This is a genomic window from Nioella sediminis (genome assembly GCF_001879695.1).
GTDB lineage: Bacteria > Pseudomonadota > Alphaproteobacteria > Rhodobacterales > Rhodobacteraceae > Nioella > Nioella sediminis.
Window position 1 is genome coordinate 1 of sequence record NZ_MNBL01000004.1, and the last position, 21,062, is coordinate 21,062.

The 21,062-nt window shown below is 63.9% G+C and carries 22 protein-coding genes; 14 read left to right on the forward strand and 8 right to left on the reverse strand.

Features of this window, described 5'->3' with window-relative positions:
- Positions 1 to 29: 29 nt before the first annotated feature.
- The 6 genes from BKY26_RS00185 to BKY26_RS00210 form a co-directional block, all read right to left on the reverse strand.
- Positions 30 to 227: a DUF2065 domain-containing protein gene (locus tag BKY26_RS00185; protein ID WP_071688381.1), complete on the reverse strand. Its 198-nt coding sequence runs from the start codon at positions 225 to 227 to the stop codon at positions 30 to 32.
- Between the two features lie 3 nt (positions 228 to 230).
- On the reverse strand, positions 231 to 1,136 hold the full coding sequence (gene hflC, locus BKY26_RS00190; RefSeq protein WP_071688382.1) for a protease modulator HflC: 906 nt from the start codon (positions 1,134 to 1,136) through the stop codon (positions 231 to 233).
- 3 nt (positions 1,137 to 1,139) lie between these two features.
- A complete protein-coding gene (gene hflK, locus BKY26_RS00195) occupies positions 1,140 to 2,270 on the reverse strand; it encodes an FtsH protease activity modulator HflK (RefSeq protein WP_071688383.1) in 1,131 nt (376 codons plus the stop codon).
- Between the two features lie 87 nt (positions 2,271 to 2,357).
- Positions 2,358 to 3,716, reverse strand: a complete 1,359-nt coding sequence (gor, locus tag BKY26_RS00200; protein WP_071688384.1) for a glutathione-disulfide reductase — start codon at positions 3,714 to 3,716, stop codon at positions 2,358 to 2,360.
- A gap of 91 nt (positions 3,717 to 3,807) precedes the next feature.
- A complete protein-coding gene (gene rpiA / locus BKY26_RS00205; RefSeq protein ID WP_071688385.1) occupies positions 3,808 to 4,596 on the reverse strand; it encodes a ribose-5-phosphate isomerase RpiA in 789 nt (262 codons plus the stop codon).
- Between the two features lie 71 nt (positions 4,597 to 4,667).
- Positions 4,668 to 5,363 carry a thiamine diphosphokinase gene (locus BKY26_RS00210; protein ID WP_425434458.1) on the reverse strand — a complete coding sequence of 232 codons (696 nt, stop codon included), beginning with the start codon at positions 5,361 to 5,363 and terminating at the stop codon, positions 4,668 to 4,670.
- A gap of 103 nt (positions 5,364 to 5,466) precedes the next feature.
- Between BKY26_RS00210 and BKY26_RS00215 the strand changes: the two genes are divergently transcribed.
- Positions 5,467 to 7,896, forward strand: a complete 2,430-nt coding sequence (locus BKY26_RS00215; RefSeq protein WP_071688386.1) for a hypothetical protein — start codon at positions 5,467 to 5,469, stop codon at positions 7,894 to 7,896.
- Positions 7,897 to 7,930: 34 nt separating this feature from the next.
- Here the strand turns inward: BKY26_RS00215 and BKY26_RS00220 are convergent, their stop codons facing one another.
- Both BKY26_RS00220 and BKY26_RS00225 read right to left on the reverse strand, forming a co-directional pair.
- On the reverse strand, positions 7,931 to 8,170 hold the full coding sequence (locus BKY26_RS00220) for a DUF2842 domain-containing protein (protein ID WP_071688387.1): 240 nt from the start codon (positions 8,168 to 8,170) through the stop codon (positions 7,931 to 7,933).
- A complete protein-coding gene (locus BKY26_RS00225) occupies positions 8,170 to 9,465 on the reverse strand; it encodes an adenylosuccinate synthase (RefSeq protein ID WP_071688388.1) in 1,296 nt (431 codons plus the stop codon). The genes BKY26_RS00220 and BKY26_RS00225 overlap by 1 nt, the downstream gene beginning before the upstream one ends.
- Before the next feature lie 224 nt (positions 9,466 to 9,689).
- Here BKY26_RS00225 and secG point away from each other — a divergent pair, with 224 nt between their 5' ends.
- From secG to BKY26_RS00290, 13 genes are all read left to right on the forward strand, one after another.
- Entirely contained in the window at positions 9,690 to 10,055 is a 366-nt protein-coding gene (secG, locus tag BKY26_RS00230; protein WP_071688389.1) for a preprotein translocase subunit SecG, read from the forward strand.
- Positions 10,056 to 10,218: 163 nt separating this feature from the next.
- On the forward strand, positions 10,219 to 11,862 hold the full coding sequence (locus BKY26_RS00235) for a CTP synthase (RefSeq protein WP_071688390.1): 1,644 nt from the start codon (positions 10,219 to 10,221) through the stop codon (positions 11,860 to 11,862).
- Positions 11,863 to 12,040: 178 nt separating this feature from the next.
- Positions 12,041 to 12,622 (forward strand): outer membrane protein, encoded by a 582-nt coding sequence (locus BKY26_RS00240; RefSeq protein WP_071688391.1) that lies wholly within the window; start codon positions 12,041 to 12,043, stop codon positions 12,620 to 12,622.
- 122 nt (positions 12,623 to 12,744) lie between these two features.
- Entirely contained in the window at positions 12,745 to 13,650 is a 906-nt protein-coding gene (locus tag BKY26_RS00245; RefSeq protein WP_071688392.1) for a PhzF family phenazine biosynthesis protein, read from the forward strand.
- A 45-nt stretch (positions 13,651 to 13,695) separates the two neighbouring features.
- Positions 13,696 to 14,136 (forward strand): tellurite resistance TerB family protein, encoded by a 441-nt coding sequence (locus BKY26_RS00250; protein WP_071688393.1) that lies wholly within the window; start codon positions 13,696 to 13,698, stop codon positions 14,134 to 14,136.
- Positions 14,137 to 14,139: 3 nt separating this feature from the next.
- Positions 14,140 to 14,832: a hypothetical protein gene (locus BKY26_RS00255; protein WP_071688394.1), complete on the forward strand. Its 693-nt coding sequence runs from the start codon at positions 14,140 to 14,142 to the stop codon at positions 14,830 to 14,832.
- Positions 14,833 to 14,837: 5 nt separating this feature from the next.
- Entirely contained in the window at positions 14,838 to 15,602 is a 765-nt protein-coding gene (locus BKY26_RS00260) for a phosphate/phosphite/phosphonate ABC transporter substrate-binding protein (protein ID WP_071688395.1), read from the forward strand.
- A gap of 100 nt (positions 15,603 to 15,702) precedes the next feature.
- The gene (locus BKY26_RS00265) at positions 15,703 to 16,482 is read left to right on the forward strand and encodes an ABC transporter ATP-binding protein (protein ID WP_071688396.1); all 780 of its coding nucleotides are present in this window, start codon (positions 15,703 to 15,705) and stop codon (positions 16,480 to 16,482) included.
- 31 nt (positions 16,483 to 16,513) lie between these two features.
- Complete coding sequence (locus BKY26_RS00270) at positions 16,514 to 17,248, forward strand: transporter substrate-binding domain-containing protein (protein WP_071688397.1); 735 nt, start codon at positions 16,514 to 16,516, stop codon at positions 17,246 to 17,248.
- Positions 17,249 to 17,305: 57 nt separating this feature from the next.
- On the forward strand, positions 17,306 to 18,187 hold the full coding sequence (locus tag BKY26_RS00275; RefSeq protein WP_071688398.1) for an ABC transporter permease: 882 nt from the start codon (positions 17,306 to 17,308) through the stop codon (positions 18,185 to 18,187).
- Positions 18,184 to 19,008, forward strand: coding sequence for an ABC transporter permease (locus BKY26_RS00280; RefSeq protein ID WP_071688399.1), 825 nt, complete (start codon positions 18,184 to 18,186; stop codon positions 19,006 to 19,008). Before BKY26_RS00275 ends, BKY26_RS00280 begins: the two co-directional genes overlap by 4 nt.
- Before the next feature lie 5 nt (positions 19,009 to 19,013).
- Positions 19,014 to 19,694: a type 1 glutamine amidotransferase gene (locus BKY26_RS00285; RefSeq protein WP_071688400.1), complete on the forward strand. Its 681-nt coding sequence runs from the start codon at positions 19,014 to 19,016 to the stop codon at positions 19,692 to 19,694.
- Between the two features lie 110 nt (positions 19,695 to 19,804).
- The gene (locus tag BKY26_RS00290; RefSeq protein WP_071688401.1) at positions 19,805 to 21,028 is read left to right on the forward strand and encodes a DegT/DnrJ/EryC1/StrS family aminotransferase; all 1,224 of its coding nucleotides are present in this window, start codon (positions 19,805 to 19,807) and stop codon (positions 21,026 to 21,028) included.
- The last annotated feature ends 34 nt before the right edge of the window (positions 21,029 to 21,062 follow it).

Genomic DNA, 21,062 nt, shown 5'->3' on the forward strand with positions numbered 1-21,062 from the left:
CGGCGAAACCGAAGCTCCCCTTGGCGGAGTCAGCCGCCCAGAAGGTTGCTCAGCACCGCAAGCCCGGTGCCGATCACCAGCGCGCCGAACCCCGCAATCCGCAGGGTCTCTTCCGGCTCGTGCTGCATGCGCCGCATCAGGTCCTTCATGAGCGAAGGGGCCAGCGCATAGGCCAGCCCCTCGATCACAAGCACCAGTCCGAGTCCCCAGAGGATCGTCTGGATCATCACTTACTCCGCAGGCGCGGGCACGACCACAGGGGCACGGCCGCCGGGCTGCCCGAAGAAGTCGAAGAATGCGCTGTCCGGGTTCAGGACAATCGACGAGTTCTCTCCGTTCAGGGCCCGTTCATAGGCGGTCATGGACCGGTAGAATTCGAAGAAATCCGGGTCCTGGCCGAAGGCTTCCGCGAAGATCCGGTTCCTCTCGGCATCGGCCTCACCCCGGATGATCTCGGCTTCGCGGTTGGCATCCGACACCAGTTCGACCACGGTCCGGTCGGCCTGGGCGCGCACCCGCTGCGCGGCTTCCTCACCACGGGCGCGTTCGTCGGTGGCTTCGCGTTCGCGTTCCGCCCGCATCCGGGCGAAGGTCGCTTCGAGGTTCTGAAGCGGCAGCGCGGTCTGTTTCAGACGTACGTCCAGCACATCAAGGCCAAGCGGCGCGGCCAGGGCGCGAGCCTGAAGGGTGATCCGCTGCATCAGTTCGGCCCGGTCCGAGGACAGGATGGTGTTCGACGTCACCCCGTCGGCACCCAGAACAGCCCGGATCTGCGGGTTCAGGATGTCTTCGAGCAGCCGGTCCGCCTCGCGGATGCCGCCCACACCGACGGCCAGACGGAACTGGCGGGTGTCGATGATGCGGTAGCGGGCGAAGGCGTCGACGACCAGACGCCGGTCGTCCGAGGGCGTGACCTCGATCGGCGCGGTGTCGAGCGACAGGATGCGGTCATCGTAGAACACGACCTGTTCGAAGATCGGGATGCGGAAGTTCAGGCCCGGTTCCTCGATCTCGGTGCGGATGTCCCCGAAGCGCAGCACCAGCGCGCGCTGGCGTTCGTCGACGATGAAGACCGAGCTCATGAGGATCGCCACGACGATCACGATGGCGGGGATGATGAAAGTTGCCTTGCGCATGGCTCAGTTCCCCCGGCTGCGAAGTTCATTGAGCGGCAGGTAGGGCACGACGCCCCCCATTCCGCCAGCGGCGTCGGTGTCGAGGATGATGGTCTCCATCCCGCCGAGCACCCGTTCCATGGTCTCCAGATAGAGACGGGTCCGGGTCACATCGGGCGCTTGCAGGTATTCCTCAAGAACGGCGGCGAAGCGGCTGGCCTCACCCTGGGCTTCGTTCACGACAAGCGCGCGGTAACCTTCGGCCTCTTCGAGAAGCTGCGCGGCTTCACCACGGGCGCCCGCGAGCACCTGGTTGGCATAGGCATCGGCCTGACGTTCCAGCCGGTCACGTTCCTGTTCAGCCGCCTGCACGTCGCGGAAGGCGTCGATCACTTCAACCGGCGGGTCGGCGCGGTCGAGGTTGAGACGCACGACGTTGATGCCCGAATCATAGCTGTTCAGCGTGGTCTGGATCAGTTCCTGCACGGTGTCGGCGATGATCTGACGGTCGCGGTTCAGGATCGGGGCCAGTTGCGACGCGGCGATGATCTCGCGCATGGCGGCCTCGGACACGGCGCGCACGGTGGCCTCGGGTTCCGCGAGGTTGAACAGATAGGCCTCGGGGTCGGAGATGTTCCAGACCACTTCGAAGTCGATATCAACGATGTTTTCGTCCGTGGTCAGCATCAAGCCGGTGTCACCACCGCCCGAGCGGGCAATGCCGATGGATTCAGTCCGGTTGGTCGTGACTTCGACGATCTCTGCCGTGACCAGCGGCCAGGGGGCAAAGTTGAGGCCCGGATCGCGCACCGCGAAGCGTTCGCCAAGGAAAAGCTCGACCGAGCGTTCTTCCGGCGCAACCGTGTAGACAGAGGCATAGGCCCAAAGCGCCGCAGCCGCGACGAGGCCGATCACGACAGTACCGCGTCCGAATTGCGGGCCTTCGCCACCGCCGGATCCGCCGCTGCCGCCACCGCGACCGCCCATCAGGACGCGCAGCTGTTCCTGGCCCTTGCGGACAATCTCGTCAATTTCGGGGATCTGCTGACCCTCGCCGGGGCGTCGCCCGCCGCGATTGTCATCGTCATTTCCCCTGTTTCCTCCGCCACCGGAGCCGCCACCGCCGCCCCAGGGTCCGCCAGAATGTCCAGCCATGCCGGTTTCTACCCCTTGTTATTGCGTGGGCGCGCCCGCAAGGCGCACCCGTTTCCATACGCTACCTGTGCCCCTTGGCCCGGAAAATCAAGCCGTGCGCACAGGTGTTTTCATCGTGACCAGTTCCTCGGCCATGGTCGGGTGCACCGCCATGGTCCGGTCGAAGTCCTCTTTCGTGGCCCCCATCTTCACCGCGATGCCCGCCAGTTGGATCAATTCACCCGCGTGATCGCCCACCAGATGCACACCCAGAACCTTGCGCGTATCGGCGCAGACGATCAGTTTCATCAGCACCCGTTCCTCATGCCCGGCAAAGAGCGTCTGCATGGGGCGGAAGGCGGCGGAATAGACCTCGATCGGGCCCGCGTCGCGGGCCTGTTCCTCGGTCAAACCCACGGTGCCCAGTTCCGGCTGCGTGAAGACGGCAGAGGGGATCAGGTCATGATCGGCCTTGCGCGGGGTGCCACCAAAGACGGTGTCGGCAAAGGCGTGGCCTTCGCGGATCGCCACCGGCGTCAGGTTCACCCTGTCGGTCACGTCGCCCACGGCGAAGATCGAGGGGATGTTGGTCTGGCTGTAATCATCGACCTTGATCTCGCCATTGCGGCCCATCTCGACGCCGATCTCCTCCAGCCCCAGACCGGCGCTGTTGGGTTTGCGGCCCGTGGCATAGAGCACTTTTTCGAAGACCTGCTCCATCCCGTTGGAGGCCTTGACCCAAATGCCCTCCTCCACGGCCTTCATTTCCAGCACATCGGTGCCCACATGCAGCTCTACCCCGCGGGCCTGCATGGCGTCGGCCACGTGTCCGCGCGCCTCGTCATCAAAACCGCGAAGCACCTGCGCACCGCGATAGAACTGCGTCACCTCGGTGCCCAGACCGTTGAAGATGCCGGCAAATTCACAGGCGATATAGCCGCCGCCGACAATGAGGATGCTTTCGGGCTGGCGGTCGAGCTTGAAGACCTCGTTCGAGGTCATCACCAGATCGGAACCCGGAAAATCCGGCACGAAGGGCCAGCCGCCGGTCGCCACGAGGATATGCGCGGCGGTGAAGCTTTGCCCGTCGGACAGTTCCACCGTGTGGGGATCCTTCAGCACCGCGCGGGCGTTGTGGGTTACGACGCCGGACCGGTCGAGATTGCCGCGATAGGCCGCTTCCAGCCGGTCGAGCTCTGCGTCCAGCTTGGCGCGAAACTTGGTCCAGTTGAAACCGTGCACCTCGGCATCCCAGCCATAAGCGGCGGCATCATGCACCTGGCCGGGATAGCCCGAGGCATAGACCATCAGTTTCTTGGGCACACAGCCGCGAATGACACAGGTGCCGCCCATCCGGTATTCCTCGGCCAGCCCGACCCGCGCGCCATGTTCCGCCGCGATCCGGCCCGCGCGCACGCCGCCCGAGCCACCGCCGATGACGAAAAGATCATAATCAAACTGGCTCATGGCCTGCTCCTCAATCGCTGTTAGTGACGTGCCGCAGCTAGGGGGTTGCCTGCAAAAGGGCCATACGCATCAGCGCACAAGCCCCCGTGCATCAGTCCGAGACGTCCAAGAACAGGTTATCGGTGTCGATAATGTCGATCTGCTCGTGTTCCACGGTGCCGTTATTGATGTCGCGCACCTCGACGCTGCCATCGCCCGCGCCGATGATCACGATATCGCAGATATCCAGGAACAACCCGTTTTCCACGACGCCGGGGATCTGGTTGAGGACCAGAGACACCTGTTGCGGGTTGGGAATATGGCGCAAATGCAGGTCGAGGATGAAATTGCCCTCATCCGTGCGGAAGGGCTGGTCATTGGCCAGGCGCAGCGAGGTCGTGGTTCCCAGCACGTCGAGATTGCCCAGCATCTCCTCGATCAGCGCCTTGGAGGTCTGCCAGCCGAAGGGGATGACCTCGACCGGCAGCGGGAAGGCGCCAAGCGTTTCCACCTGTTTGGTTGCATCCGCGATAACGATCATTTGATCCGAGGCGGTGGCGACAATCTTCTCCTGCAACAGCGCCCCGCCGCCGCCCTTGATCAGGTTCAGATGCGGATCGTATTCATCCGCCCCGTCAATGGTCAGGTCCAGCCACTTGACCTCATCGAGGGTGGAAATCGGCACACCGACCTGCCGCGCCAGATCTGCCGTGCGGGTCGAGGTGGCGACGCCGGTCACCCGGATGCCCTCTTCGCGCACCATCTCGCCCAGACAGCGCACCATCCATGCGGCGGTCGATCCGGTGCCCAGGCCCACGCGCATGCCGTCCTCGACATAATCCACCGCCCGCTTGGCGGCCACGAACTTGGCTTTATCTATAGGAGAGAGCTCTGCGGTCATCGGCTTGCCCGTTTTGGTTCCGTCACGAGGCTATTACACAAGCAGGGCGCGCGGTGCGAGGGAAAAACCCCTCAGAACAGCGCCGAAACCGCCGCGGGCAGGTGCTCTTTGGGCAGGATCACCAGCATCGCAGGCTGATCAACCTCAAGGCATACCTCTTCGGCCACCACCCGGTTCGAGGTGCCGATGGCCCGCCCCGGAGCGAAGGCAATGCCGTCAATGGGCCATTGCAGCCCGTCCGAGCTGCCGCTGACCGTCGCCATGGGAAACAAGGACAGCCGCGTCCCGACGGGCAGCGCCAGCCGCAAGGCGGGCGGGCAGAGAAAGACGATATCCTCCTCGGCCACGACAATGCAGCGCGGGACAGGGCAGCGCATCAGTGTGTGCCAGGCGGCCAGTTCATGATCCGTGCGCCCTCCGGTCATCCCGAGCGCCAGCACGCCGGGCGCATCGATTCGGGCCAGCGCCTTCTCGAAATCGGTGCTTTCCTGCTCCGATACGTGGATCAGCTTGTCCGCGGGCAACTCTGCGCGGGCCCTTGCCGACAGGGAATCGAAATCGCCAACCACCAGATCGGGCACATATCCCAGTTCCAGCGCCCGATCCGCCGCACCGTCGGCCGCCACCAGCACTGGCGCTTTTCTCAAGGAATCGGCAAGATCACCTGTGTTAACGTCGCCACCGCCCAATATTGTCACCAAAGTGTCATATCGGAAGGACCCAGATGCGCTTTCCAAATTCTCGCCGTTTTTCGCGTCAGAAATCACTGAATGGCCCCAATGCCGTCCCGTTTGGCTGGAATAGGTTTGTTACACCTTTTCTCAAGATGGTAAATTCCGGGATCGAACTCGGACGAGCAGAGATTGAGCCATGAGCGACGAAAACAAGATCCTTACAGTATCCTACGGGACGTTCTCCTGCACCTTGGAAGGGTTCGACAATCCGTTCGAGGCAATGAAGGCCATTGCGGAATACTTCCGTGATCTCGCCGCCGGTGACAGGTTCTTCGGGGCGGAACCCCCGACCCCCGACACCGAAACGCTGCACCGGATCACCGAGGACGCCATCCAGGCCCGCGTCGATGCGCGGATCATGGAAAGCGGACTGCTGCTGCGCCCCTCGGCCTATCGTGATGCAGATGACGCAGAACCGCTGGATGCAGGCGATGTGACGGAGGCTGCGGCTCCGCAAATGGCGGCGGAAATCTCTGACGCGGACGACGCCGATGCTGATGCCGCGCCCGAGAGTGAAGCACCAGACGCCGAAGCAGAGCCGGAGGCAATGGGCGAAGAGGCCGCTGAAGCCGGGGACGCGCCGGTTGCGGAAGATGACGCTGCGGAAGATGACCAGGACGAGTCCACAGAAGACCCCGCCGCAGAGGATGCGACGGAATCGGACATCGCGGACAGCAGCCCGGCCGAGGAAGACACCGCCGCCGAAGCGGAGACCGGCGAATCGGCTGACGCAGCAACCGAGGCAGACGCTGTCGCCGCCACGGACGACCAGCCTGAAGCGGTTGCAGAGGCAGAAACCGATGAGGCCACGGAAGAACCGCAGGCAGAGGCCCCCCGCAGCGATTCCATCGCCGCAGCTGCCGCGATGGCCGGTGCCGCCTTTGCCGCTGCCATGGCAGACCCTGCCGAGGCCGCTGCCAGCGAAGAGCCCGCAGAAGAGGCATCCGTGGACGCAGCGGAGTCCAGTGCCGAAGACGCTCTGCCCGACACGGCTGCACCCGGCGAAGCCGGAGAGGACACGCTGTCCGCCGTGATGCAGGCCATGGCGACGGTTTCGGACGACGATCTGGAAGATGATGCCGCCGAAGCCCCGCAAGCCATTGCCGAGACCGAAGACGACACGGATGACGCCGCAGAGGATATCGCTGCCGCACTGGCGGACAGCATCGCTGCCGCCGATGAGGTGATCGAAGACGCCGCCGAGGAACTCGAAGACACCGCCACCACCATGGCGGAAGAGGTCTCGGATCATGCGCAAGAGGTCGTTGAAGACCTGACCGAGACGGCACGCGAACCTGCCGAGGACAGCTACCCCGACCCCGACAGCGTGGCCGCCAAGCTGGCCCGCATTCGTCGCGTCGTGGCCATGGAAGAGGACGAAGAGGCCGCCCCCGCAACCGGATACAGCGAGGACGAAGACGATAGCGACCCTTTTTCCGATGGTCCGGCCGCTGAAGCGGCAGAAGATACCGCCCCGGAGGCCGTGACCGAATCCCAACCTGCCGCCGCCGAACAGGACGCCCCCGAGGCCGAAGCCGCGCCTGCCCAAACGCCCGCCCGCGCCCCGCGTGTCTGGGTGATCCGTGGCCGCGCACCCGAGGCTCAGACTGCGCCCGAAACTGCTGACGCCAGCTCGGCCGCAGCCGAGGCAACGGCTGCAGTGGACGTTCCCGCCGAGGAAGACGCCACCCTGGCACCGGATGCAGAAGCCGAGTTGCAGCGCGAGTTGGCGCAGATCGAAGCCGAACGCGAAGCCCGCCGCGCCGAACGCGAAGCCCGCCGGCAGCACATGAGCGGCGGCGATGTGGCCGAGGCCAATGTCAGCCGCCTGTTTGACGCAACCGACAGCCATCTGTCCACCGATGAAAACACCCGTCGCCGGGCCAATATCGAACACCTGAAAGCCGCCGTTGCGGCCCGTGCTGCCGAAGAACAGCTGACCGGCCCGCAGGAGCCGCGTGACGACACCGCTCAATATCGCGAAGATCTGGCGCAGGTCATGCGCCCGCGCCGGGTTCAGAACAACGGCCGTCGCCGGTCCGACCGCCCGGCCAGCGAACAGCCGCGCCAGACGCCGCTGGTTCTGGTATCCGAACAGCGCGTCGACGAGGGCAACAACCGCCCCGCCCCGCAGGCCAGCATCGTGCGCCCGCGCCGGGTGACCCGTGGTGGGGCCGCCCTGGCCCATGCACAGCAGGAAGACCGGGACGAGGATCAGGCCGCGCCGTTGACGCTGGCCGCGAATGATCGCGTCACGCGCATGCCAGAGCCCGAGGAAAACCTGTTCGACACGGACCAGAGCTTTCACGCCTTCCTGCAGGAACAGGACATCGAGGATCTCACCGAAGTGGCCTCGGCTGCCTGCGGCTTTCTGGCCGTGCAGCGCGGTCAGCAGGTCTTCAGCCGCTCGGAAGTCATCCGCATGGTGCAGGACCGCCCCGGCGACAGCGTCACCCGCGAAGAGGCGATCCGCGCCTTTGGCAGGGTTCTCAATGACGGCCAGATCGAGAAGATCCGGCGCGGTCAGTTCCGGCTATCGCCACGCTCGCCCTATTCGAACGACTGATCCGGCAGCCTCACACGCCAAACCGCGCCCGGGTCTAGTCGCCTGGGGTCTCGTCGTGCCCGGCATCGGGGTCGGCCTGTCCCACGCCTTTGAAGATGGCGCGGAAGGGCAGCGCCCACAGGATGCCGAGGGCAACATAGATGCCCAGTTCCAGCAGGATTGAGGGCCGGTCAAACAGGCTCAGCAGGAACCATGCCAGCCCGATATAGACCGGCAGCCCCACCAGCAGGATGATCAGCGACCAGCGGCGCCGCGCCTTGTAGGACAGCGCCATCAGTCGGCAAACGGGTCGGTCACGAGGATCGTGTCGTCCCTCTCCGGGCTGGTGGACAGAAGCGCGACGGGGCACTGGATCAGTTCCTCGACCCGGCGCACATATTTGATCGCATTGGCAGGCAGATCGGCCCAGGACCGCGCGCCCTCGGTCGATTCCGACCAGCCGGGCATTTCCTCGTAGATCGGTTTGCAGCGCGCCTGCTGATCGGCGGCGGTCGGCAGATAATCCAGCCGCTTGCCATCCAGATCATAGGCCACGCAGATTTTCAGCGTCTCGAACCCGTCCAGAACGTCGAGCTTGGTCAGTGAAATGCCGTTGATGCCGCTGGTCGCGCAGGTCTGGCGCACAAGGCAGGCATCGAACCAGCCGCAGCGACGCTTACGGCCCGTGGTGGTGCCGAATTCATGGCCCCGTTCGCCAAGGCGCTGGCCGTCATCATCCTCCAACTCGGTCGGGAACGGGCCTTCGCCCACGCGGGTGGTATAGGCCTTCACGATGCCAAGCACGAAATCAATCGCATTGGGGCCGATGCCGACGCCCGTTGCCGCTTGACCTGCAATCACGTTCGAGGAGGTCACGAAGGGATAGGTGCCGAAGTCGATATCCAGCAGCGCACCTTGTGCCCCTTCAAACAGGATCCGCTTCCCGGCGCGGCGCTTTTCGTTCAGCACCTTCCAGACCGGGGCCGCGAAGGGCAGAATCTGCGGCGCAATCTCTTTCAGGGCAGCAATCAGGGCGTCACGGTCCACCGGGTCGATCCCCAGCCCCCGGCGCAGCGGGTCGTGATGCTGAAGCGCGCGATCGACGCGGGCGATCAGGGTGGCCTCATCCGCCAGATCGGCAACACGGATGGACCGGCGGCCCACCTTATCCTCATAGGCGGGGCCGATGCCGCGCCCGGTGGTGCCGATCTTGGTGCCCTTGCTGGCCGCCTCTTCGCGGGCGCGGTCAAGCTCGCCATGAATGGGCAGGATCAGCGGCGTGTTTTCCGCGATCATCAGGGTCTCGGGCGTGATCTCCACCCCCTGTTCGCGCACGGTTGCGATCTCGTTCATCAGGTGCCACGGGTCCAGCACCACACCATTGCCAATGACCGACAGCTTGCCGCCGCGCACCACGCCCGAGGGCAACGCGTGCAGCTTGTAGACCTTGCCGTCGATGACCAGCGTATGGCCGGCATTGTGCCCGCCCTGGAACCGGGCAATGACGTCTGCGCGCTCGCTCAGCCAGTCGACGATCTTGCCCTTGCCTTCGTCGCCCCACTGGGCGCCCACGACAACCACATTGGCCATGTCCGAGGTTCCTTCCTGATCAAACCGGCCCGTGTATAGCGATGGCCTTGCGCCTGCGAAACCGGAAAGTGTGGCCCGAATGGACGCAGCCCCGCGCGACACAGCCCGGTCGAGCGCACAATCCCGGCAATTCGTGCTGCAACTGCATGGTGAAGGCTCTTGCGGCGGCCTGACGCATCCCATAAGTAGGCTCCAAAGAATGCAAGGCCCGGGAAGCTGCCCACATGGAAAACGTCATCCTCGTCGTCCACCTGATCCTGGCCATCTGTCTGATCGGCGTAGTCCTGCTGCAACGGTCCGAAGGTGGCGGTCTCGGCATGGGCGGCGGTGGCGGTGCGATGACCGGGCGCCAAGCGGCAACGGCACTTGGCAAGATCACCTGGATTTTCGCGATTGCATTCCTGGCCACCTCGCTGACCCTGACCATCATTGCCGCCCAGAATTCCTCTGGCGGCTCGGTGCTCGACCGCATCGGGGCAGCGCCTGCCGAATCTTCGGAAGATACCTCGGTTCCGGCCCTTCCGGGGGACGGTCCGTTGCTTCCGCCCGCTGAAACCGATGCGCCGCTGGTTCCGCCGCGCGCTGACTGACCTCAATAAATCTTGGGGTTACGACCCTTATTCAAACACCATCTAGCGGCCGGCTTGCCCTGACCGTGCGAATCCTGTTATCCTCAAATCCCGTGAAATAGGGATTGAGCGACCGGGATTTGCCGTATTTGGCTGACCGGTCCGGCACGGGGGATTGCACCACATGGCGCGATACATCTTCATCACCGGCGGGGTTGTGTCCTCGCTCGGGAAAGGTCTGGCATCCGCGGCTTTGGGGTCGCTGTTGCAAGCCCGTGGCTTCACGGTCCGGCTGCGCAAGCTCGACCCCTATCTGAACGTCGATCCGGGCACCATGTCGCCATTTGAACATGGCGAGGTGTTCGTCACCGATGACGGGGCGGAAACCGATCTGGACCTCGGCCATTACGAACGCTTCACCGGGGTTCCCGCCTGCAAGACTGATTCCGTCAGCTCGGGCCGAATCTATTCCAACGTGCTGGAGAAAGAGCGGCGCGGCGAATACCTGGGCAAGACCATCCAGGTGGTTCCGCACGTCACGAATGAGATCAAGGACTTCCTCGCCATCGGTCAAGACGATGTCGATTTCATGCTGTGCGAAATCGGCGGCACCGTGGGCGATATCGAGGGCCTGCCGTTTTTCGAGGCGATCCGCCAGTTCAGCCACGATCAGCCGCGCGGGCAATGCATCTTCATGCATCTGACCCTGCTGCCCTACCTGGCCGCCTCGGGTGAGCTGAAGACCAAACCTACGCAGCACAGCGTCAAGGAATTGCAATCCATCGGGATCGCGCCCGATGTGCTGGTCTGCCGGTCGGAGCAGCCGATTCCCGACAAGGAACGCGAAAAGATCGCGCTGTTCTGTAACGTCCGAAAGGAGGCGGTGGTCGCCGCCTATGACCTTAATTCGATCTACGAGGCGCCGCTGGCCTATCACCGCGAGGGGCTGGATCAGGCGGTGCTGGACGCCTTCGGCATCTCGCCCGCACCGCGCCCCGATCTGAGCGTCTGGCATGATGTGGCGGACCGCATCCACAACACAGATGGCGAGGTGCGCATCGCCATCGTCGGCAAATACGTGCAGCTTGAAGACGCCTACAAGTCCATCAAGGAGGCGCTGACCCATGGCGGCATGGCCAACCGGGTGAAGGTCAAGGCCGAATGGATCGACGCCGAGATTTTCGACCGCGAAGACCCGGTGCCCTATCTGGAAGACTTCGACGCGATCCTCGTGCCCGGCGGCTTTGGCGAACGCGGGACCGAGGGCAAGATCAAGGCCGCGCAGTTTGCCCGCGAACATAAGGTGCCCTATCTGGGCATCTGCCTGGGCATGCAGATGGCGGTCATCGAAGCGGCGCGGAATCTCGCCGATCTGGGCGATGCCGGGTCGGAAGAGTTCGACCATGAATCCGGCAAGAAACGCTTTACGCCCGTGGTGTATCACCTGAAGGAATGGGTGCAGGGCAACTACACGGTGAAACGCAAGGTCGATGACGACAAGGGCGGCACCATGCGGCTCGGCGCCTATGACGCGACGCTGAAAGAGGGCTCTCTGGTGTCGAAAGTCTATGGCTCCTGTGCGATCGAGGAACGCCACCGCCACCGCTACGAGGTCGATATCAAGTATCGTGAGGCGCTGGAGGAAAAGGGGCTGATCTTCTCCGGCATGTCGCCCGACGGCGCCCTGCCAGAGATTGTCGAACATGACGGCCACCCGTGGTTCATCGGCGTCCAGTTCCACCCGGAGCTGAAGTCGAAACCGTTCGAACCGCACCCGCTGTTCCGCGATTTCGTGCGCGCCGCGAAGGAAAACTCGCGCCTCGTCTGACGATCAAATAACTGAAATAATTCAGAAATTCAGCCCCCGCCCGGATGTCCGGCGCGGGGGTTAACTTTTCTGTCACTGTCTTTGAACCGTCGCCCGGCCTGCAACGACCTATCCTTGAAAGCCATTTCAGCAGCTTCTCATCACCGCCATAGGCCATAAACGACCAAGGACTTTTATCATGACCAAAACCTTTACCCCCCTTGCCTCCGCCATTGCCCTTGCCGCCGCTCTGGCTGCCTCCTCGGCCCATGCAGACGCGACCAGCTTCGACGGCTTCTACGGCGGTCTCGCCATCAGCTCTGTCGGGCTCGACCCGAACTTCTCGGCCTCCTCGATCAGCAACGAATTGGGCTATGAGCTGTTCGCAGGGTATAACCATGCCCTGAACAGCAACTGGGTTGTCGGCGGCGAACTGAGCTTTGGAGCCTCCGGCGGTCACAATGTGTCCGGCGGGGCCACCATCGTCGATCTTGAAAACATGATGACGATCAGCGCCCGCGCCGGCTATGTCTTTGACAACACGATGATCTATGGCCGCGTTGGCTATCAGACCGGCGATCTCGCCATCTCGACCTCTGCGGTCACGCCCGATCTTGACGGCGCGGTCTTCGGTCTGGGTGTCGAGCATATGTTCACTGACACGATGTCCGGCCGCATCGAGCTGAGCCACTCGGTTCTGGATCTGTCGGGCACGGGCGTCCCCGCCGGGGCCGAACTGGACCGCACCGCCCTGTCGATCGGCGTCGCCTTCCACTTCTGATCCCACATCCTCGCGACATCGGCGGGCGGGTGCAGCAATGCCCCGCCCGTTTTCTTTGGCTTGCATCCCGCGCCGCTTTCAGCGCCAACTGATTGGACGCTTCCCACGGAAAGGCCTGCCCGATGACTGCCCTGCCCTTCGCCACCTGCGATGTTTTCACCGACCGGCCATATACCGGCAATCCGCTGGCCATCGTTGAGCAGGCCGACGGGCTGACCACGGCGCAGATGCAGACCATGGCGCGGGAATTCAACCTGTCGGAAACCATTTTCGTGCAGACGCCCGACGACCCCGACCACAGTGCCAAGGTGCGCATTTTCCTTCCCACGGCAGAGATTCCCTTTGCCGGTCACCCCACCATCGGCTGCGCCATCCATCTGGCCAGGCAGCGCAACGCGGGCGCGGATTGGGACGACCTGATCACGCTGGAGGAAGTGGCCGGACTGGTCCCCGTGACCGTCAGCAGCCGTGACGGGCTGATCCGGGCGGAATTCACCGCGCCGCAGCTACCCGCCCCGCTTGGTGGCGACACAAGCCCCGAACTGATCGGCAAGGCGCTCGGCCTGTCGGCGGGACAGATCGGCTATGGCAGCCATGTGCCACGGGTCTGGAAGGCCGGGCCCGATTTCCTGTTCGTGCCACTGGCCGGACCCCATGCGCTGGCCGCCGCCAAGCCCACGGGCGCCGCCTGGGCCGAACTGGCCCGAAACACCAACGAATCGGTGTTCCTGTACACCCCTGCGGGCGACCATACGTTCCGCACACGCATGTTTTCCCCCGACCATGGCATCCCGGAAGATCCCGCCACCGGATCGGCCTCGGCCATCTTCGCGGCGCAATTGCTGGCGGGTGGCGATCTGGAGCCAGAGGGCAACACCGCCTTCACCCTGATCCAGGGGGTAGAGATGGGACGCCCCTCGGAAATCGGTCTGACCGTCGCGTGTTCGGGCGGCAAGATCACCGCCATCCGGGTCGCTGGCAGCGCCGTTCCGGTCATGTCCGGCCACATCATGCCGCCGCCGGACTGAACCTTTGGACTTGGCAGTCGCGAGACATCCGCTTATCTGGGAAACATGTTCGGAGATCTCATAAGACGCCTGACGGCCCCGGAACCCGCCCCCTTGCCAGAGCTGGACGCACGGCTCGCGCTTGCAGCTTTGCTGGTGCGCATTGCCAAGAGCGACGGTCACTATGATGAACGGGAACTGGCCCGCATCGACAAGATCCTTGCCGAACGCCACGGGTTGAATCCGGTCGAGGCAGCCAAGCTGCGCGCACAGGCCGAACGGCTGGAGCACGAAGCCCCGGACACCGTCCGCTTCACCCGCGCGATCAAGGATGCCGTGCCCTACGAGGACCGCGAAGCGGTGATCGAGGCGCTCTGGGCCGTGGTGCTTGCCGATGGGGTACGCGACCACGAGGAGGATGCGTTGATGCGCATGACCACCAACCTTCTGGGCGTCAATGACCGCGACAGCGCGCTGGCCCGCCAACGGGTCGAAGCGCGGGGGTAGGCCGTGCTGCGGGCGCTGCTGGCCAGTCTGGCTTTGCTGGCCACTCCTGCCCTGGCGCAAGGTATCGAACCCGCCGGCTATCCCGCCGTGGTGAGAGACGCGCTCACCATCGTCGATTTCGAGATCCTGCCGCCCCGCGCGGAACCCGGCTATTCCGTCGATCACGGGATTGCCTTTGCAGGGGGACGCTTGGGAACCGGCTTTGCCGGGCAGCGCATATGGGCCGAAAACGGCTTCGACCGGATCGGGGGGCGGCCCTCCGGGCCGCTGGCGCTGGTCACCGGCCCCGCAGGCAGGGGGCTCTCCGTGGCAACGCATCGCGGCTTCGGCTCGATGGCGGTCTATCCCCTTGGCCCCGCAGGCTTTCCTGCGCTAGAGGCACGGGGCGAGGGCAGCATTGCGGTGCTGTTTGACGAGGATATCTGCCAGGTTGGAATGCGGGTTCACAGCGACTATCCGGACCCGCTCGGCACCTTTGCGACTGCTCGCGGTGAGGTTCGGCTGACCGCTTACGGCCGCGCGGGAACCCGTCTGGGCCAGCTCTCGTTTCAACTGCCGCTCGGCATGTCGGCCCATGGCTTGCGCAGCGCTGACAGCCGGTCCACCATCGCCGGGCTGACACTCGAAAACACCGATCCCGGCGGCATCGCGATTGACGATCTTGCCTTCGGCCCCTGCGCCCAGACCCTTGGATAGACCTGATGCATGCCTCTCTGCCCATGTATGACCGCCCGGAGATGCGGGACCAGACGGACCGCTTCTGGGCTTTGACCCGCGATGCCCTGCGCGACCTTGGCATTGATGCGCCCGAGGCGCTGACGCGGGACTTCGCAAGCCCCTGGAACCTTTGGCAATCGCCCGACCTGCTGCTGTCGCAGACCTGCGGACTGCCCCTAAGGGCACGGCTCCATGACAAGGTGCAACTGGTCGCCACGCCGGATTTCGCGCTGCCCGGTTGTGCGCCGGGACAGTACAACTCGGTCCTGATCACCCGGGCAGAGCATTCAGACACCCCGATGACAGCACTTCTGAAGGGCCGTATCGCGATCAATGAGGGGCTGAGCCAATCCGGGTGGGGGGCGCTCTGTCGCTACGCAGCCGATCTGGGCCTCACACCCGCCCGGCCGATCCTGTCGGGCGGCCACGCCCTGTCTGCCCGCGCGGTGCTGGAAGGACGGGCCGATCTGGCTGCCATCGACGCCCACACCTGGCGACTGCTGCTGCGCTATGAACCCGACCTCATGGCGCTTGTCGAACGCGGCCGTACCGCCCCCACTCCGGCGCTGCCGCTGATCACCGCCCGGGGCCGCGACCCGGAGCCGCTGATCCTCGCGCTGAACACGGCACTTTCCGCGCTGCCCGATCCGGACCGCCGAACGCTCGGACTGGCCGGGTTCGCCCGCCTTCCGCTTGCCGATTACATGGCGCTACCGGTGCCGCCAAATCCCGACGATCTGCCGCAATGACGGGCAAATCCACGGGTGGACCTTAGGTCACCCGACAGATGCGCATTGCATTTACGCCATTTTTGCGCAGAAATCGCTGAGGTCCACAGGGAACGATAGAGTGACAGACCAAGCACCGCCCGTCATCGAAATCACGGGACTACACAAGAGTTTCGGAAATCTGCACGTTCTGAGGGGCGTCGACATGCGGGCCCGCGCGGGCGACGTGGTGTCACTGATCGGGTCATCGGGGTCCGGCAAATCCACGCTTCTGCGCTGCGCCAACCTGCTGGAAGACAGCCAGGAGGGCGTTATCGCCTTCGAGGGCGAGGAGGTGCATTGGAAAGGCTCGGGCCATGGCCGCCACCCGGCCGACCGCGACCAGATCCGCCGCATCCGCACCAACCTGTCCATGGTGTTCCAGCAGTTCAACCTGTGGGCGCATATGACCATCCTGCAAAACGTGATGGAGGCCCCGGTCACGGTACTTGGCCGCGACAAGGCCGAGGTGGAGAAAGACGCGCGGATGTATCTCGACAAGGTGGGCATCGGCGACAAATGCGATGCCTGGCCTGCGCAGTTGTCGGGCGGGCAGCAGCAGCGGGCGGCGATAGCCCGTGCGCTCTGCATGCAGCCACGTGCGCTTTTGTTCGACGAACCGACGTCGGCGCTCGACCCGGAGCTGGAACAGGAGGTGGTGAAGGTCATCAAGGACCTTGCCGCCGAGGGCCGCACCATGATCCTCGTGACCCACGACATGCGGCTCGCCCGTGATGTGTCGGACCATGTCGTGTTCCTGCATCAGGGCAAGATCGAGGAAGAAGGCAACCCCGAGGACCTGTTCGGCAATCCGCAAACGGAACGCCTTCAGCAATTCCTCAGTCACACCACGTCGAAATGACGAAAACCAACAACCAACTGGGAGTAAGACAATGAAAAAACTCGCATTTTCCGCAGCTATCCTGGCGCTGACGGCTGGTGCCGCCTTTGCCGACGGCCATGGCCGCACCATCCGCATGGGCACCGAGGGCGCCTACCCTCCGTATAACTTCATCAACGATGATGGCGAAGTTGACGGGTTCGAGCGGGTTCTGGGCGATGAGCTGTGCGCCCGCGCCGGTCTGACCTGTGAGTGGGTCACCAATGACTGGGACTCAATCATCCCGAACCTGACCTCGGGCAACTACGACACCATCATCGCGGGCATGTCGATCACCGACGAACGCGATGAAGTGATCGACTTCACCCAGGACTATATCCCGCCGACCCCGTCCATCTACGTGGCGCTGTCCGATGATGTGGACCTTGCCACCGGCGTGATCGCGGCGCAGGCCAACACCATCCAGTCGGGCTATATCGCCGAATCCGGCGCCACCCTGCTGGAATACGCGACCCCCGATGAAACCGTGGCCGCAGTCCGCAATGGCGAGGCCGACGCGGTCTTCGCGGATATCGACTTCCTCACCGACATCACCGACGAGGATGATGAACTGATGGTTGTCGGCGATCCGGTGCCGCTCGGCGGTGGTGTGGGCATGGGCCTGCGCGAAACCGACGGCGAACTGCGCGAGATGTTCAACGCCGCCATCACCTCGATGAAGGAAGACGGCACGCTGAACGCGCTGCTGGTCGAGTGGTTCGGCGACGACGTGCCGACCTACGAATAATCCGACCCCGGCGCGCGGCGGGTCCGTCCTGCCGCGCGCCAACCCCTGCGAGGTCCGATGTTCGAGTTCTGCGCCGATCCTTCCACACTGGACACAGCCCCATGGTTCGCCTGTTACCTGACCAACGGCGTCCATATGCTGTTTTATCAGAGCTTCCTGACAGTGCTGCTGCTTCTGGCCATCACCGCCCCCGTGGCGCTGGCCTTCGGCTTCATCGGCGCTGCGGCCAGCCGGTCGCATATCCTGCCGATCAGCTGGATGGGCAAGCTTTACACCTCGATGGTGCGCGGCGTGCCGGACATCGCCTTCTTCCTCTTCTTCGTGATCGCGCTCGATCAGGCGCTGGAGTGGGTCAATCACCAGATCCAGTGCCCCAACTGGGACGAGCCGATCCGACAAGGCGCGAATTTCGTGGTCTGCCAGGCTGCGAAAATCCCTCTCAGTTCCGCCCCGCAATGGGTGCACGAGGTCTATAACTACTTCATCGCGGTCTTCACCTTCTCGATCGTGTTCGGGGCCTTTGCTGCCAACGTGCTGTTTGGGGCCATGCGGGCGGTGCCGCGCGCGCAGCTGGAAACCGCCGAGGCCTATGGCATGACCCGCCGCCAGACCTTCTGGCGCATCCTCGTCCCGCAAATGTGGATCTATGCGCTGCCCGGCCTGTCAAACCTCTGGATGATCCTGATCAAGGCCACGCCGCTGCTGTTCCTGCTGGGGGTTGAGGATATCGTCTACTGGGCGCGGGAACTGGGCGGCAGCCGCACCTCGCAATATGCCTATCCGCATCCCGACTGGCGGCTGTGGTATTTCCTGGCACTTCTGGTCTTCTATCTGGGCTTCACACGCGTGTCGGAAGTCGTGCTTGCCCGCATCACCCGGCGCCTCAGCCACGGGCAGGCCACCGCTGGCGGTGAAGCGCAAAGAAAGGCCGCGGCATGAGCTGTTGGGAGACCGTCCAGGCCTATGCCTTCCGCTCGCTCGGCTATGGTGAGCGCCTGTTGCCGCGCGGTGAAATCAGCCTGTGCGAACAGGTCACGCTGATCGGCTCCGGCATGATCTGGAATATCTATTTCGGGGTGCTGGCGCTGTTCTTCGGGTTCTTCTTTGCCGTGACGCTGGCCGTGGCCAAGAACAGCCAAGCCAAATGGGCGCGCAAACCGGCGGAGTGGTTCATCTTCGTCTTCCGGGGCTCGCCGCTCTTCATCCAGTTCTTCCTGGCCTATTTCGCATTGGTCCGCCTGCCCGAGGAAATCGGCACGCTCGACATCAGCTGGCTGACCGACCCCTTCGCAAAAGCCTGGCTCGGGGCGCTTATCGTGCTGTTCCTGAACACCGCCGCCTATGCCGGTGAGATCTTCTATGGTGCGCTGCGCTCGATCCCCAAGGGCGATCTGGAGGCTGCGGATGCCTATGGCATGTCGGGGTTCAAACGATTCCGGCGCATCGTCTACCCGACCATGCTGCGGCTCGCGTGGCCCGCCTATACGAATGAGGCGATCTTCCTCTTCCATGCCACGACGCTGGTCTATTTCTCGGGCTTTCCCGCATTTCGCCAACAGGGCGATGCGCTCTACTACGCCAGCTATTTCGCGGACCGGACCTTCAACCCCTTCGTGCCCTACCCGATCGTGGCAATGTTCTTCATCATCCTGACGCTGATCGTCATCACGGTCTTCAGCCTGATCAACCGCCGCCTCAACCGCCACCTGCCCGCCGAGCGCCGCGCCCGCGTGCGGTATCGGCCGAACCTGATCCGGTAGGCCCAATGCGGATCGGCATTCTTCAGGCGGAGGAGTTCGACGCCCCCACACAAGCCGCGCTTGGCCCCTATCAGGGGCTCTTTGAGCGGTTGCTGGAGGGGCACGGGTTCAGCTACCGGGCCTGGAATGTCGAGGCGATGGAGTTGCCCGATCACATGGACGAGGCCGAGGGCTGGCTGGTCACCGGATCCACCGCCGGGGCCTATGAAGACCATGCGTGGATTGCGCCGCTGGAAAACACGATCCGGGCCATTCATGCCAGCGGCAAGCCGCTTGTGGGCATCTGTTTCGGTCACCAGATCATCGCGCAGGCGCTTGGCGGTCGGGTCGAAAAGCACGCGGGCGGCTGGTGCGTCGGCCGCCATGTCTACCAGATCGAAGGGCGGGACGTGCCCCTGAATGCCTGGCATCAGGATCAGGTTGTCGCCCTGCCCTCTGCTGCGCGACGACTCGGCCAATCCCCGTTTTGCGAAAACGCGGTCCTCGCCTATGGCGACACCGGTCTGACTTATCAGCCGCATCCGGAGTTCGATACCGAGGTGACCGGGTATTTTGCCCGCGCGCTCAAGGGCGGCGCGGTCCCCGAGTCCCTGCTAAGCGAGGCCGAGGACAGTCTGCATCTGCCAACCGAAGGCAGCATGGTCGGCCAGCAGATCGCCGCGCATTTCCTGCAAAACCGGGGCTGAACCGCGGCCAAACAGGGCAGAAATCGGCTGAGGCGGCGAGTTCTGTCTTTGACCTGTTACGATTCCGATGTAAAGAAAATCGAAATACTGATTTTCGAAAAGGTGAAATCATGGCACTCGCCCCCAATGTCTATGATGCCGAGCCGATCCCCGAAAGCGCCCGCGCCGAGGTGGAGCGGTTGCTTACGACAGGCGACCTATTCCGCTACACCGCGCCCGAAGATGCGCCGGTCAGCCTGCTGGAACGCGAATTCGCGGACATGATGGGGATGAAATACGCGCTGGCGGTATCCTCCTGCTCTGCCGCGCTGTTCCTGTCCCTGCTTGGTTTGGGCCTGCAACCCAACACCCGCGTGCTGATCCCCGCCTTCACCTTCGCCGCTGTCCCCTCTGCCGTGGTGCATGCCAACTGCCAGCCGGTTCTTGTCGAGGTGGGAGAGAATTACCGCGTTGACATGGAGGACTTCGCCGCCAAGCTTGATGACAGCATCGGCGCGGTCATCATCAGCCATATGCGCGGCCACACCTCTGACATGGATGCGATCATGGCGCTCTGCGATGCGCGCGGCATCCCGGTGGTCGAAGACGCGGCCCATTCGCTCGGCACCACATGGCATGGGCGCAAGATCGGCACCATCGGGCGCGTGGGCTGTTTCAGCTTCCAGTCCTACAAGCTGGTCAATTCCGGTGAGGGTGGCATTCTGGTGACCGATGATGCCGATCTGGTGGCGCGCGCGGTGATCATGTCCGGCGCCTATGAGCATAACTGGGCCAAGCACATGGGACCCGAGGGCGACAACACTGGCGATCTTTCTGCCGCCTTTGCCCGCTGGCAGAACCAGTTGCCACTCTATAATCTGCGCCTGTCCAACCTATCGGCCGCGATCGTGCGATCACAATTGCCCGAAGTCGCCCGCCGGGTGCGCGATGGCCGGCGCAATCACGATTATGTGGCCGGGCTGCTGAACAGCTCGCCCTGGCTATCGGTGCCCCCCGCCCTTCCGCCGGAAGAGCGGGCACCGGACTCGATCCAGTTCAATCTGGTAGGTTTCACCGATGACACTGAGGCACGCGCTTTTGCAGACGCGGCAGCGGCCCGTGGGGTCAAGGTGCAGGTCTTTGGCCTGTCCACCGACAATGCCCGCGCCTTCTGGAACTGGCAGTTCATTGCCGGCGACCAGCCCGACCTGCCCCAAACCCGCGCCATGCTGATGCGGGCCTGCGATGTGCGCCTTCCGGCGCGGCTTCAGAGGGACGATCTCGATTTAATCGCCTCGGCTCTTCTGGCTGCGGCCGAAGACGTGAAATCCCAGACCCGCGCCTACGGGACCTGACGAAAACTTTTCACGAAAAGTTTTTAAAAAGAAG